General features: G+C 66.1%; 16 protein-coding genes. 12 read left to right on the top strand and 4 right to left on the bottom strand.

The window, feature by feature from the left end; translation table 11 throughout:
- Positions 1 to 4 precede the first annotated feature (4 nt).
- The 5 genes from fabI to GGR48_RS03120 all read left to right on the top strand — a co-directional run bounded on the left by fabI (position 5) and on the right by GGR48_RS03120 (position 3,116).
- Complete coding sequence (gene fabI, locus GGR48_RS03135; protein WP_183950621.1) at positions 5 to 796, top strand: enoyl-ACP reductase FabI; 792 nt, start codon at positions 5 to 7, stop codon at positions 794 to 796.
- Positions 797 to 839: 43 nt separating this feature from the next.
- The gene (locus GGR48_RS17895) at positions 840 to 1,040 is read left to right on the top strand and encodes a hypothetical protein (protein ID WP_206362545.1); all 201 of its coding nucleotides are present in this window, start codon (positions 840 to 842) and stop codon (positions 1,038 to 1,040) included.
- Complete coding sequence (locus tag GGR48_RS03130; RefSeq protein WP_183950416.1) at positions 1,037 to 1,564, top strand: GNAT family N-acetyltransferase; 528 nt, start codon at positions 1,037 to 1,039, stop codon at positions 1,562 to 1,564. Before GGR48_RS17895 ends, GGR48_RS03130 begins: the two co-directional genes overlap by 4 nt.
- Positions 1,561 to 2,628, top strand: a complete 1,068-nt coding sequence (aroC, locus tag GGR48_RS03125) for a chorismate synthase (protein ID WP_183950415.1) — start codon at positions 1,561 to 1,563, stop codon at positions 2,626 to 2,628. The genes GGR48_RS03130 and aroC overlap by 4 nt, the downstream gene beginning before the upstream one ends.
- 62 nt (positions 2,629 to 2,690) lie before the next feature.
- Complete coding sequence (locus tag GGR48_RS03120) at positions 2,691 to 3,116, top strand: hypothetical protein (RefSeq protein ID WP_183950414.1); 426 nt, start codon at positions 2,691 to 2,693, stop codon at positions 3,114 to 3,116.
- 241 nt (positions 3,117 to 3,357) lie between these two features.
- Here the strand turns inward: GGR48_RS03120 and GGR48_RS03115 are convergent, their stop codons facing one another.
- Positions 3,358 to 4,647 (bottom strand): adenylosuccinate synthase, encoded by a 1,290-nt coding sequence (locus GGR48_RS03115; RefSeq protein WP_183950413.1) that lies wholly within the window; start codon positions 4,645 to 4,647, stop codon positions 3,358 to 3,360.
- Between the two features lie 112 nt (positions 4,648 to 4,759).
- Complete coding sequence (locus GGR48_RS03110; RefSeq protein WP_183950412.1) at positions 4,760 to 5,866, bottom strand: ATP phosphoribosyltransferase regulatory subunit; 1,107 nt, start codon at positions 5,864 to 5,866, stop codon at positions 4,760 to 4,762.
- 140 nt (positions 5,867 to 6,006) lie between these two features.
- Between GGR48_RS03110 and GGR48_RS03105 the strand changes: the two genes are divergently transcribed.
- The gene (locus GGR48_RS03105) at positions 6,007 to 6,603 is read left to right on the top strand and encodes an exopolysaccharide biosynthesis protein (protein WP_240456170.1); all 597 of its coding nucleotides are present in this window, start codon (positions 6,007 to 6,009) and stop codon (positions 6,601 to 6,603) included.
- A 74-nt stretch (positions 6,604 to 6,677) separates the two neighbouring features.
- Positions 6,678 to 7,067: a hypothetical protein gene (locus GGR48_RS03100; protein ID WP_183950411.1), complete on the top strand. Its 390-nt coding sequence runs from the start codon at positions 6,678 to 6,680 to the stop codon at positions 7,065 to 7,067.
- A gap of 52 nt (positions 7,068 to 7,119) precedes the next feature.
- On the opposite strand, the gene serA is transcribed toward GGR48_RS03100, so the two are convergent.
- Together serA and GGR48_RS03090 are read right to left on the bottom strand one after the other, a co-directional pair.
- Entirely contained in the window at positions 7,120 to 8,697 is a 1,578-nt protein-coding gene (serA, locus tag GGR48_RS03095) for a phosphoglycerate dehydrogenase (RefSeq protein ID WP_183950410.1), read from the bottom strand.
- A gap of 81 nt (positions 8,698 to 8,778) precedes the next feature.
- Positions 8,779 to 9,936, bottom strand: a complete 1,158-nt coding sequence (locus GGR48_RS03090) for a phosphoserine transaminase (protein ID WP_183950409.1) — start codon at positions 9,934 to 9,936, stop codon at positions 8,779 to 8,781.
- A 145-nt stretch (positions 9,937 to 10,081) separates the two neighbouring features.
- Here GGR48_RS03090 and GGR48_RS03085 point away from each other — a divergent pair, with 145 nt between their 5' ends.
- The 5 genes from GGR48_RS03085 to GGR48_RS03065 all read left to right on the top strand — a co-directional run bounded on the left by GGR48_RS03085 (position 10,082) and on the right by GGR48_RS03065 (position 13,207).
- Positions 10,082 to 10,753, top strand: coding sequence for a DUF4328 domain-containing protein (locus GGR48_RS03085; protein WP_183950408.1), 672 nt, complete (start codon positions 10,082 to 10,084; stop codon positions 10,751 to 10,753).
- Positions 10,754 to 10,853: 100 nt separating this feature from the next.
- Positions 10,854 to 11,360: a DUF2975 domain-containing protein gene (locus GGR48_RS03080; protein ID WP_183950407.1), complete on the top strand. Its 507-nt coding sequence runs from the start codon at positions 10,854 to 10,856 to the stop codon at positions 11,358 to 11,360.
- Positions 11,360 to 11,581: a helix-turn-helix domain-containing protein gene (locus GGR48_RS03075; RefSeq protein ID WP_183950406.1), complete on the top strand. Its 222-nt coding sequence runs from the start codon at positions 11,360 to 11,362 to the stop codon at positions 11,579 to 11,581. Before GGR48_RS03080 ends, GGR48_RS03075 begins: the two co-directional genes overlap by 1 nt.
- 42 nt (positions 11,582 to 11,623) lie before the next feature.
- Entirely contained in the window at positions 11,624 to 12,286 is a 663-nt protein-coding gene (locus tag GGR48_RS03070; RefSeq protein ID WP_183950405.1) for an extensin family protein, read from the top strand.
- A 33-nt stretch (positions 12,287 to 12,319) separates the two neighbouring features.
- Complete coding sequence (locus tag GGR48_RS03065) at positions 12,320 to 13,207, top strand: LOG family protein (protein WP_183950404.1); 888 nt, start codon at positions 12,320 to 12,322, stop codon at positions 13,205 to 13,207.
- The last annotated feature ends 49 nt before the right edge of the window (positions 13,208 to 13,256 follow it).

The following is a 13,256-nucleotide window of genomic DNA, read 5'->3' as shown; positions in this document are numbered from 1 at the left end:
ATTGATGGCAGGCAAGCGGGGGCTCATCATGGGCCTGGCCAATGACAAATCGCTGGCCTGGGGCATCGCCAAGCAGCTTTCGGAGGCGGGCGCGGAGCTCGCCTTTTCGTATCAGGGCGCGGCGATGGAAAAGCGGGTCCGCCCGCTGGCCGAACAGTTGGGCGTGGCGCGCCTGTTCGATTGCGACGTCTCCGAGATGGAGTCGCTCGACAATTTGTTCGCCGACCTGAAGACGGAGTGGCCGACGATCGACTTCGTGGTTCACGCCATCGGCTTTTCGGACAAGTCGCAGCTGCGCGGGCGTTATTACGACACGACGCTCGACAATTTCCTGATGACCATGAACATCTCGGCCTATTCGCTGGTCGCCGTCGCCCAGCGCGCGCGGGCGATGATGCCCGAGGGCGGCTCGATCCTGACGCTGACCTATTATGGCGCGGAAAAGGTCATCCCGCATTATAACGTCATGGGCGTGGCCAAGGCGGCGCTGGAGACCAGCGTGAAATATCTTGCGGTCGACTTGGGTCCGGAGAATATCCGCGTCAACGCCATCTCGGCCGGCCCGATCCAGACGCTGGCCGCGCGCGGCATCGGCGACTTCAACTATATCCTGAAGTGGAACGAGCTGAACTCGCCGCTGCGCCGGACCGTGACGATCGAGGATGTGGGCGGCGCGGGCCTCTACATGCTGTCCGACCTGTCGTCGGGCGTGACGGGTGAGATCCACCATGTTGACGCAGGCTACAACGTCATCGGCATGAAGGCCGAGGACGCGCCGGACATCGCGCTTGCTTGAACAGGCTTTACTACATGCGGGACTGACGGCGGTTGCATTGGTGATGATTATGTTCGTCGCCAATGCTTTCGGCCTGGACCGCATACAGAGAAAGTCTGACTGGGTTACGATACCCTTCGTGTTCTCTATCGGCATCTTTGGACAGAACATGGGTCGCGGCACCGACCATTACTGGTGGTGGACAATTGGGTCCGTCGCCATTGCGGCCCTTGGCACGTTCAGCATTCGACGAATCCTGCGATGACCATCACCATCCGCCCCGCGCAAGGGGCCGACGTCGCCGCGCTCGACGCGCTGCTCGTCGCCAGCTTCCCCGCCCCCGCCGAAGCCGCTTTGGTCCGCGACCTGTGCGTCGAGGGCGACATGGTGCTGATGCTGGTCGCGATCGACGAGGCCACGGACGCCCTGATCGGCGCGATCGCGTTCAGCCGTATGGCCGTCGAAATCGGCGGCAAACCGATCAATTCGGTCGCGCTCGCCCCCATTGCGGTCGCGCGCGAGTGGCGACAGCAGGGCGTCGGCGAGGCACTGGTCGCCGCCGGACTGGAACGGCTGGAGAAGGAAGGCGTCGTGCTCTGCTTCGCGCTCGGCGATCCCGCCTTCTACGGCCGGTTCGGTTTCGCCGCCGATGTCGCGAACGGTTTCAACAGCCCCTATGCGGGGGAGTATTTCCTCGCTGCCCCGCTCCAGGGCGGCCTGATCCCCTGCGGCGTGCGCGGGGCCGCCACACATGCGCCGGCCTTTGCCCGGCTGGGAGACGCTGCGTGAGCTTCAATAGTTTCGGCCGCCTGTTCCGCTTCACCACCTGGGGCGAGAGCCACGGGCCCGCGCTGGGTGCGGTGGTCGACGGGTGCCCGCCGGGCATTGCGCTGTCCGAAGAGGACATCCAGCCCTGGCTCGACAAGCGCCGTCCCGGCACCAACCGCTTCACCACCCAGCGCCGCGAGCCCGATCAGGTTCGCATTCTGTCGGGCGTGTTCGAAGGGAAAACGACCGGCACCCCGATCAGCCTGATGATCGAGAATGTCGACCAGCGGTCCAAGGACTATTCCAACGTCGCGCTGGCCTATCGCCCCGGCCATGCCGATTATGCCTATGACGCCAAATATGGTTTCCGCGACTATCGCGGCGGCGGACGCTCCTCGGCGCGCGAGACGGCCGCACGGGTGGCGGCGGGCGCGGTCGCGCGCGCGGTGATTCCGCAGGTCCGTATCCGCGCCTGGGTCGAGTCGATCGGCGGCGACCGGATCGACTATGACGCGTTCGAAGATGCGCAGATCGACGCCAACCCCTTTTTCTGCCCCGACGCGGCGGCGGCCGAACGCTGGGAAGCGATCGTCGACAGTGCGCGCAAGTCCGGCTCCTCCGTCGGCGCGGTCGTCGCCTGTGAAGCGACCGGCGTGCCCGCCGGTTGGGGCGCGCCGCTCTATGCCAAGCTGGACAGCGAACTTGCCTCGGCGTGCATGAGCATCAATGCGGTCAAGGGCTTCGAGATCGGCGACGGTTTCGCCGCCGCCGCGCTGACCGGCGAGCAGAATGCCGATCCGATGCGCGCCGGCAATGGCGGCCCGCGCTTCCTGGCCAATCATGCGGGCGGCATCGCGGGCGGCATCGCCACCGGCCAGCCCGTCACGATGCGCGTCGCGTTCAAGCCGACCAGCTCGATCCTGACCCCGGTCGACACCATCACCCGCACCGGCGAGGAGACGCAGATCGCCACCAAGGGCCGCCATGACCCCTGCGTCGGCATTCGCGGCGTTCCGGTGGTCGAAGCGATGGTCGCACTGGTTTTAGCCGATCAGGCGTTGCTTCATCGCGGTCAATGTGGTTAACTAGAGGAACGGACGTTCTCCTGTCTCGTTAACTATTACGAGAACAAAGCAGGAGAGATTCGATGCGTTATATGCATGTGATCGCAGCCGGTGCCCTTTTGATCCCGGCTGCGGGTTTCGCGCAGATGACTGGCGGCACCACGGGTGGCATGTCGGGCCAGACCGGCACCACGACCGGCCAGACGATGCCCGGGCAGATGCCGGGACAGACCGGAACCATGCCGGGCCAGACCACCATGGGTCAGCCCGACACGATGACCACGACGCCGAGCACCACCACCCGCTCGACGACGCGTAGCAAGAACCGCAGCCGGACCACCACGCCCGACAGCACGGTCAACACGCCGTCGACCATGCCGGATACGACGGGTTCGTCGACGACCACGGGCAGCGGCACGCTCGGCAGCGATCCGACGACCAGCGGTTCGATGGGTAGCGGCACTACTGGCGGCACCACCACGCCCCCGGGTAGCAGCGGCGGCATGTAACCCTTTCGGGTTCGTCACTACGGCAAAGGCCCGGTCGCGTGAGCGGTCGGGCCTTTTGTTTGGGTTCGGGGCGTGGCCTTCGACTTCGCTCAGGCTGAACGGAAGTCAGTACTGAAATCCGTCCGGGTCGAACGGAGGTTGCGAAGGGCCATTCCCCCGCTCCGTTCAGCCTGAGCGAAGTCGAAGGCCAAGGGAAACCCTCAAACAAAAAAGGCCCCGACTTCCGCCGGGGCCTCGAAGATTAATCCGCAAACGGATCGCGAACCAAAATCGTGTCCTCGCGCTCCGGGCTGGTCGACACCAGCGCCACGGGACAGCGGATCAGCTCCTCGATCCGCCGGATATACTTGATCGCCTGCGCAGGCAGATCGGCCCAACTCCGCGCGCCCGCCGTCGATTCCTGCCAGCCTTCCATCGTCTCATAGACGGGGACGACCTTGGCCTGATCCGCCGCATGGGTCGGGTAATAGTCAAGCGTCTCGTCGCCCAGCGTGTAACCGACGCAGATCTTCACCTCGTCGAACCCGTCGAGCACGTCGATCTTGGTCAGCGCAATGCCGGTGATGCCGCCGACCGCCGCCGACTGGCGCACCAGCACCGAGTCGAACCAGCCGCAGCGACGCTTGCGGCCCGTGACGGTACCGAACTCATGCCCGCGTTCGCCCAGCCGCTGGCCGGTTTCATCCTCCAGCTCGGTCGGGAAAGGGCCGGAGCCGACGCGGGTCGTGTACGCCTTGGCGATACCCAGCACGAAGCCGACGCCCGACGGCCCCAGGCCCGAGCCCCCCGCCGCCGCACCCGCAATGGTGTTGGACGAAGTGACGAAGGGATAGGTGCCGTGATCGATGTCGAGCAACACGCCCTGCGCGCCCTCGAACAGGATGCGCTTGCCGCCGCTGCGCGCCTCGTTGAGGTCGCGCCACACCGGCTTGGCGAAGGGCAGGACGAAAGCCGCGATCTCACGCAGATCGGCCAGCAGCCGCTCGCGATCGACCGGCGGCTCGCCGAACCCGGCGCGCAGCGCGTCGTGGTGCGCACACAGGCGGTCGAGCTGAGGACCCAGATCGTCCAGATGCGCCAGATCGCATACGCGGATCGCGCGGCGACCGACCTTGTCCTCATAGGCCGGGCCGATACCGCGCCGCGTGGTGCCGATCTTGCCCGCACCGCTGGCGTCCTCGCGCAGACCGTCCAGGTCGCGGTGGATCGGCAGGATCAGCGGGCAGTTGTCGGCGATGCGCAGCGTCTCGGGGCTGGCGTGCACGCCCTGTTCGCCGAGACGCTCGATCTCAGCCTTCAACGCCCAGGGATCGAGGACGACACCGTTGCCGATGACGCTGGGGGTGCCGCGCACGATGCCCGAGGGAATCAGCGACAGCTTGTAGACATTCTCGCCGACGACCAGCGTGTGGCCTGCGTTATGCCCGCCCTGGAAGCGGACGACCATATCGGCACGCTCGGCCAGCCAGTCGACGATCTTGCCCTTGCCTTCGTCGCCCCATTGCGCGCCGATGACTGCTACATTTGCCATGAATGCTATGCTCCGCCTGCCGGACGGACCCCATGCGCCCTTCGACAGGACTCGGCGGATGGGGGTTTCCAATAATGTGCGGGGCGCGCCTAGCGGGACGCGGCCCCGTATGTCAACCGGCGATGGCGCGCGGTTGGCCGTTGTCGAGGATATGGGTGCAGAGCTGCGCCTCGGGCGTGTCGCCGTCCTCCAGCGCCTGCACCGTCACCCAGCCCTGCCCCCGGAGCGATGCGCCCGTTTCAGGCACGGTGCCGAAGGGCAGGAACAGCCGCCGCCGCTCGGTCGGCGGGGCGGTCGCAACGATCGCGTCGGCGTAGAGCGAGAAGCCGGTGGCCTTTTCCTCGGCGCCATCCTCGTGGAAGATGGTGTAGGTGCCGCCGCGCCCGACTTCGCGCGGGGGACCGGCGACGAACAGCGAGAAACCCAGCCAGCTCTGGAACTCGAACCCATGCCGCTCGGTCGGGTCGAGCGTCATCGACACCCCCTCCCCCAGCGCGGCCGCGATCGCCTCCAGTGCATCGAGGCGGCTGGCGAGCACGCCTTGCGTGTCGAAGGCACGCAGACGCTCCATCGCGCTCGCGAACGGTCCCGCCGCCTCGACCAGCGGCAGATAGGCGGGCGCAATCGCCGCGACCCCGCCCGCATCCTTGGCATCCAGCCGGTCGCGCAAGGCCGCCACCTGATCGGCCGCGACGGGCAGCGGCCCGGCGGCGAGCAGGTCGACCAGATCGGGCAGCGTGAAGTCGATCGAAATGCCGGTCGTGCCCGCCGCGACCAAAGCCTCGACCGCCACGCGCACCACTTCGGTCGCCGCCGCCGTCGAGTCGAGCCCGATCAGCTCCGCCCCGATCTGCCGCCACTCGCGCGCGGGCGCCAGTTCGGAGCCGCGCAGGCGGACGACGGTGCCCGCATAGGACAGCCGCACGGGACGCGGATGGTGGCCCATCCGGGTGGCCGCGATCCGCGCCACCTGCGCGGTCAGGTCGGGCCGGATGGCGAGCGTACGCTGCGACACCGGATCGACGAAGCGCACCGCGTCATGCAGCCCCCCCGCCTTCAACCGCGAACCCAGCGCCTCGGCGAACTCGATCGACGGCGGATCGGCGCGCTCATAACCATGCAGCCGCGCCGCCTCCAGCACCCGCGCCTCGACCGATGCGGCGGCATCGGCATAGGGGGGAAGACGGTCGTGATAGCCTTCGGGAAGGAGCGCGGTCATCGGGCCTGATCCATGAAACGGACGGTGTTCGACGGGGTGCTTGGCCGTCCGGCCTCACCGCGTCAACCTCGTTCGCCCCGCATGGCGCGCCGGACGGCATGGCGGCCGGCGGAACCCGATCGCCGCGATGCCGTTTGCCCATGATGTCGGACGCCCCCAGCAGCATCGAAGACATTCTCAAGATTTTGAAGGATCTTGCCGACAAGCAGGATCGGGTCAAACTGGGCGATGTGATCGAGGCGATCGGCGGACGCTCGTTCGGACCGTTCCTGCTCCTACCCGCGCTGATCGACATCTCGCCGGTCGGGTCGATCCCCGGGCTGCCTACGATCCTGGCGGCGATCATCATCCTGATCGCGGTGCAACTGGCGCTGGGGCGCGATCATCTCTGGGTGCCGGAGTTTCTCGCCCGCCGTTCGCTGGCGAGCAAAACGGTGTGCAAGATCGTCGACAAGGCCAAAAAGCCCGCCGCCTGGGCGGATCGCTGGTTCCACGGACGGCTGCCTGCGCTGACCAAGGGGCCGTTCGTCCGCGTCGCGGCGGTGGCGTGCATCCTGCTCGCGCTGACGGTGCCGCCGCTCGAACTCCTGCCGCTCGCGACGACCGCGCCGATGGCGGCGATCGCGACCTTCGGGCTCGCCCTGATGGTGCGCGACGGGGCGGTGATGATCGTCTTCATCCTGCTGGCCATCGCTGCGGTGGCGCTCGGCACTGGTTTCGCAATCACGAAAGCCTGAGCACGACGTCCACGCTGGACGACCGCCGTTTCGCCACGCACGATGGCCGAAGCTAGCCGGCGGGGGATGGACAAATGGAAGTGCTGCTCGAGGTCGTCCTGCAGTTTGTCGGCGAGATTTTGTTGCAGCTCATCGGCGAGTTCCTCGTAAAGCTGGGCGTCCATGCCCTTGGCGCGCCGTTTTCGAGGCCAGCGAGCCCGCTGCGCAAGACGCTCGGCTATATTCTGCTGGGTGGCATGGCGGGCGGGATCAGCCTGCTGCTCGTGCCTGCGCTGATGATCCAGAACGAGTGGCTGCGTATGGCCAACCTCGTCATCACGCCCGTCACGGCGGGAGGGATCATGTGGTTTCTGGCCAGAAAGAAGGTCCGCAAAGGCGCGCCGCTCGTGGCGCTCGATCGCTTCGGCTATGCCTTCTTCTTCGCGCTCGCGATGAGTTCGGTGCGCTTCCTCTGGGCATCGTAGGGTTATGCCCCCTCTCCACCCACGGAGAGGGGGCATCGCCGTCTTCAAAGGTTCAGAACGCCAGACCCATCGCGGTCTTCACGCCCGGCAGCGCCTTGACCTTGGCCAGCAGCTCCGCATCCACCGCTTCGTCGACCGAGAGCAGCAGCACCGCTTCACCGCCCGCCGAGCGGCGGCCGAGGTGGAAGGTGCCGATATTGACGCCCGCCTCGCCCAGCGTGGTGCCGAGGCGACCGATGAAGCCCGGCGCGTCCTCGTTGACGACATAGAGCATCGGCCCGGCCAGATCGGCCTCGACCTTGATACCGAACAGTTCGACCAGGCGCGGGGCCTGATCGCCGAACAGCGTGCCCGCGACCGAGCGCTCGCCGTCCGCCGTCGTCACCGTCACGCGGACCAGCGTGTGGTAATCGCCCTCGCGGTCATGGCGCACTTCGCGCACGTCGAGGCCCCGCTCCTTGGCGAGGAACGGCGCGTTGACCATGTTCACCGTGTCCGAATGGACGCGCATGAAACCCGCCAGCACCGCTCCGGTGATCGGCTTGAGGTTGAGCGCAGCAGCGGCACCCTCCGCCTCGATTGCGATACCGGTGACCGCGCCGTGCGCCAGCTGGCCGACCAGGCTGCCCAGCTTTTCCGCCAGCGCCATATAGGGCTTCAGCTTGGGCGCTTCCTCGGCCGTCAAGCTCGGCATGTTGAGCGCGTTGGTGACGCCGCCCGAGACGAGATAATCCGCCAGCTGCTCGGCGACCTGGATCGCGACATTGACCTGCGCTTCGGTGGTCGACGCGCCCAGATGCGGGGTCGAGATGAAGTTGGGCGTGCCGAACAGCGGGCTTTCCTTGGCCGGTTCAACCTTGAACACGTCGAGCGCCGCGCCGCCGATATGCCCCGAGTCGAGCCCCGCCTTCAGCGCGTCCTCGTCAATCAGGCCGCCGCGCGCGCAGTTGATGATCCGCACGCCCTTCTTGGTCTTGGCAAGATTCTCCGCCGACAGGATGTTGCGGGTCTGGTCGGTCAAGGGCGTGTGCAGCGTGATGAAGTCGGCGCGGGCGAGCAGTTCGTCCAGCGTGACCTTCTCCACGCCCATTTCCAGCGCGCGCTCGGGCGTCAGGAACGGATCGAAGGCGACAACCTTCATCCGCAGGCCCAGCGCACGGTCGGCGACGATCGAGCCGATATTGCCCGCGCCGATCAGGCCCAGCGTCTTGGACGTGAGTTCCACGCCCATGAAGCGGTTCTTCTCCCACTTGCCCGCTTGCGTCGAGGCATCGGCCTCGGGCAGCTGGCGGGCGAGCGCGAACATCAGCGCGATGGCGTGTTCGGCGGTGGTGATCGAGTTGCCGAACGGCGTGTTCATCACCACCACACCCTTGGCGCTGGCGGCGGGGATGTCGACATTGTCGACGCCGATCCCGGCGCGGCCCACGACCTTCAAATTGGTCGCGTGCTCCAGGATGTCCTTGGTGACCTTGGTCGAGCTACGAATCGCAAGACCATCATACTGGCCGATGATCGCCTTCAGCTCGTCGGGCGTCTTGCCGGTAATTTCGTCGACCTCGACCCCGCGCTCGCGGAAGATCTGGGCGGCCTTGGGGTCCATTTTGTCGCTGATGAGAACTTTGGGCATGGTTCACCTCGTCACCCCGGCACGGCCGGGGTTGTGGAATGGGGAAGGTCCCCGGCCCGCTGGCCGGGGGAAGAATAAGGATCAGGCCGCCTTGGCGGTGGCGTAGGCCCAGTCGAGCCAGGGGCCGAGCGCCTCGATATCGGCGGTCTCGACCGTGGCGCCGCACCAGATGCGCAGACCCGCCGGCGCGTCGCGGTAACCCGCCACGTCATAGGCCGCGCCTTCGGCTTCGAGCAGCGAGGCCATCTTCTTGATGACCGCCTCGTCCGCGCCCTCGACCGTCAGGCAGACGCTGGTGGTCGAACGGATCGCCGGATCAGCGGCGAGATGGCCGAGCCAGTCGCGCTCTTCGACGATCTTGTTCAACGCCGCCGCATTGGCGTCCGAGCGCTTGATGAGCGCCTCCGCGCCACCCAGGCCCTTGCCCCATTCGAGCGCGAAGATCGCGTCCTCGACGGCCAGCATCGACGGCGTGTTGATCGTCTCGCCCTTGAACACGCCCTCGGCCAGCTTGCCCTTCGACACCAGGCGGAACACCTTGGGCAGCGGCCAGGCGGGGGTGTAGGTTTCGAGACGCTCGACGGCGCGGGGGCCGAGGATCAGGACGCCATGCGCGCCCTCGCCGCCCAGCACCTTCTGCCACGAGAAGGTCGCGACATCGATCTTGTCCCAGGGCAGGTCATAGGCGAACACCGCGCTGGTCGCATCGGCGAAGGACAGGCCCTCGCGGTCGTCGGCGATCCAATCGCCGTTCGGCACGCGCACGCCGCTGGTGGTGCCGTTCCAGGTGAAGAGCACGTCGTTGGACCAGTCGACCGCATCCAGGTCCGCGATCTGGCCGTAATCGGCGCGCAGGACATTGGGGTCGAGCTTCAACTGCTTGACCGCGTCGGTCACCCAGCCCTCGCCGAAGCTTTCCCAGGCCAGCGTGGTGACGGGACGCGCGCCCAGCATGGTCCACATCGCCATCTCAAACGCGCCGGTGTCGGAGCCGGGGACGATGCCGATACGGTGGGTGTCGGGGAGCTTCAGCAGCTCGCGCATCAGGTCGATGCAATATTGCAGCCGCTGCTTGCCGATCTTCGAGCGATGCGAACGGCCGAGGCTGTCCGTCGCGAGCTTGGCTGCTTCCCAACCGGGAGGCTTGGCGCAGGGGCCGCTGGAAAAATAGGGACGCGCCGGTTTGGTGGCGGGCTTCGCGGGCGCAAGAGTGGCGTCAGCGGCAGTCGTATCAGTCATTTAAGACTCTCCTCACAGAGAGCACGCGCGGCGTTGGGACCGCGTGGCCCGTCGACAGCCCTAGCGATGTCGATCGAAGATGACAACCACAATCGTTGTGACGCAATATTGCGTCCGGGTGGCCATACCATGGGGGATTTTCAGTATGCTCAGCGATCCACGGCGTCTGACGCGCTGGACCATCGCGTTCGTTTGTCTCTGGCTTTTGGGAAGCCTTGGCCAGACAGGCTTAGATCTCTGGCAGATCAAACTGTTGGGTGGCTTTGGCGGCAGCGCGGCCACGCCGGTCGCCGTCGCGCGGGCGGTCGAGGCGACCGACCCTGTGCAGATGCCATTCCTCCTGATCGGCCTTCTGTTTCACGTCGCCTTTCTCCGCTGGGTCTACGTCACCAATCGCAATGCGCAGCAGTGGAGCGATTCGATGTCGATCAACCCCGGCTGGAATGTCGGCTGGTTTTTCGTGCCCGTCGCATCGCTGTGGATGCCGTTCAGGGGGATTTGCGAAACGCGCGGTGCGTCGATCGACCCTGACGCGCCCGGCGCGGTACCGGCTCCGACCTGGCTGTGGATCTGGTGGGGTCTTTGGATCGCGATGTCGGCCTATGGCAATGTCACGGGCGTCATTCTGAACGTGACGAACACGCCAAGCCTGTCTTTGCCCGCGATCTGGACGCAGGTCGCCGGTCTCGGCATCGACGTGCCCCTGGCCGTGCTGACGTGTCGGCTGCTGAGTGACGTGGCGACGCTGCAGAGCCGACATATCGACCTATCGGCGTCGCATGCCCGGGCCGGGCACGAACCGCTGCCCCAGGCGTAAGAAGGCTACCCCATATCGATTAGCAATATTTCGGTTGATTGATATTCGATATTTTCATATCGAATATCAACATCGATTCAATAAGGGAGGACAGGACGCCATGACACGCTTCGCCAGCCATATCAGCACGTTCCTATACGCCGCGCTGCTCGCCATCCTGGCATTCGTCACCGCCGTCATCCTGGCATCGGTCGGCGTCCTGATCGTCGACGCGATTTCGCCCGGCGCATTGGGGACGGTGCATGTCAACGCGCAAGCCCTGGACATGAAGACCCCCGGCGTGGTCGCCGCCGCGCTGGCGGTCATGCTGATGGCCCTGGGCCTGGCCTGGGCCGCGCTGTTGCCGCTGATCCAGATGTTGCGCAGCACGGCGGCGGGCGCGCCCTTCACCCTTGCCAACGTCAAGCGGCTGCATTGGATCGCGGGTACCATCGCGGTCGCCTATCTGCTGCAATTCGCGCTGCCGCCGATCCTGCCCTTCGACGCGCGGGACATGGTCAAGCCGATGGGTGTAGATGGGGCTTTCGCGATCCTGCTGACTTTGGTCTTGGCGCAGATCTTCCGCGAGGGCGTGCGGCTGCGCGAGGATGCGGAGGGGACCATCTGATGGCGATCTGCATCAATCTCGACCGGCTGCTGCTTGACCGGCGCATGTCGCTGACCGAGCTGGCCGAGCGGGTCGACCTGACGCTCGCCAATCTGTCGATCCTGAAGACCGGCAAGGCGCGGGCAATCCGCTTCACCACGCTGGATGCGATCTGCGCCGCGCTCGATTGCCAGCCGGGTGACATATTGGAGCATGTCGCAGACACGCCTCCGCATGGCTGATCGGGGCTGACAAACGCGAAGCGGCGGGGAACAAGGGGAAATATGGTTCGCGTTCCCCTGTTTCTCGCCCTTCCGATTCTGGGGGCGGCGCTGCTCTCCGCCTGTGGCCGTCCCGATCGGCCGACCCAGCAGGCCTCGCGCCCCGAACCCTATCGCCCGCCGATCCGTGAGACCGCGCAGTGCGAGGCCGATCTGCGGCGCGAAGGCGTCGATTATCGCCGCCTGCCGGACAAGGAGCTTGGCCCTGGCTGCGGCCTGTACGGCACGGTGCAGCTGACCGATATCGGCGTGCCGGTCACCGGCGTCACCGCGATGCGCTGCGGCAACGCACGCGCCTTTGCCGGATGGGTGCGCAACGCCGTCGCCCCCGCCGCGTGGCAGATCCTGGGCTCGCAACTGGTCAAGGTCGAGGGGATGGGCACCTATGCCTGTCGCAATATCGTCGGCACCAAGCGGATCGGCGACCGGCGTTCGGGCCATGCGCTGGCCAATGCGGTCGATGTCGGCGGATTCGTGTTGAAGGACGGGCGGCGCATCACGTTGCTGAACGACTGGTATTCGACCGATCCGCAGGTTCGCCAATTCTGGTCGACGATCCGCGCCTCGGCCTGCAAGCGCTTCGGCACGGTTTTAACCCCGGATTACAATGCCGCGCACCGCAATCATTTGCATCTGGAGGACGATAACGCGCGCTTTTGCCGGTAGCGCGAGCGGAAGCGATCCCCTACATCATCCAAAATGACCGATAAAACCCAAGTACCGAACCGCGTCTTCCCCAACGCCAGCCAGGACGCCGAAAGCGCCAAGACGATCGTCTCGACGCCGCAGACCGAAAGCCCCGCCTATACGCTGGCCTTTCAGGACATGGACTTCCTGCTGCGCGAAGACCTTCGTCCCGTCCGTTTCCAGCTGGAACTGCTGAAGGCGCAGCTGCTGCTCGAAGAGGCCAAGATCGCCTCGACCTTCGTCTTCTATGGCTCGGCGCGTATTCCGGAGCCGGCCAAGGCGCAGGCGCTGCTCGAGCTGGCGCATGACGACAAGTCGCGCAAGATCGCCGAGAATCTGGTCGCCAAAAGCAAATACTACGACATCGCGCGCGAGCTGGCCCAGATCACCAGCCGCCTGCCGCGCGACGATAGGGGCATGCGCCAGTTCGTGGTTTGCTCGGGCGGCGGCCCTTCGATCATGGAAGCCGCCAATCGCGGTGCGGCGGACGTCGGCGCCGAGTCGGTGGGCCTGAACATCGTCCTGCCGCACGAGCAGGCGCCGAACCCGTACGTCACGCCGTCGCTGTCCCTGCAGTTCCACTATTTCGCGCTGCGCAAGATGCACTTCCTGTTGCACGCGCGCGCGCTGGCGGCCTTCCCCGGCGGCTTCGGCACGTTCGACGAGCTGTTCGAACTGCTGACCCTGATCCAGACCGGCAAGATCCAGCCCATCCCGGTGCTGCTGTTCGGCCGCGAGTTCTGGGAGCGCGTCGTCAATTTCGAGGCGCTGGTCGAGGAAGGCGTGGTGTCCGAGCGCGATCTCGGCATCTTCACCTATGTCGAGACCGCCGAGGAGGCGTGGGACGTGGTGCGCAACTTCTATGAGGAACGCGCCCGCAAGGACGCCGAACAGGCGTAATGGATGATGGCCCCTGCTCTTCGGGGTGGGGGCTTCGTCCTTTAGGGGC

Source organism: Sphingomonas pseudosanguinis, assembly GCF_014196255.1.
In the GTDB taxonomy this organism is placed as follows: Bacteria; Pseudomonadota; Alphaproteobacteria; order Sphingomonadales; family Sphingomonadaceae; genus Sphingomonas; species Sphingomonas pseudosanguinis.
This window is presented reverse-complemented; position numbering and strand designations above follow the sequence as displayed.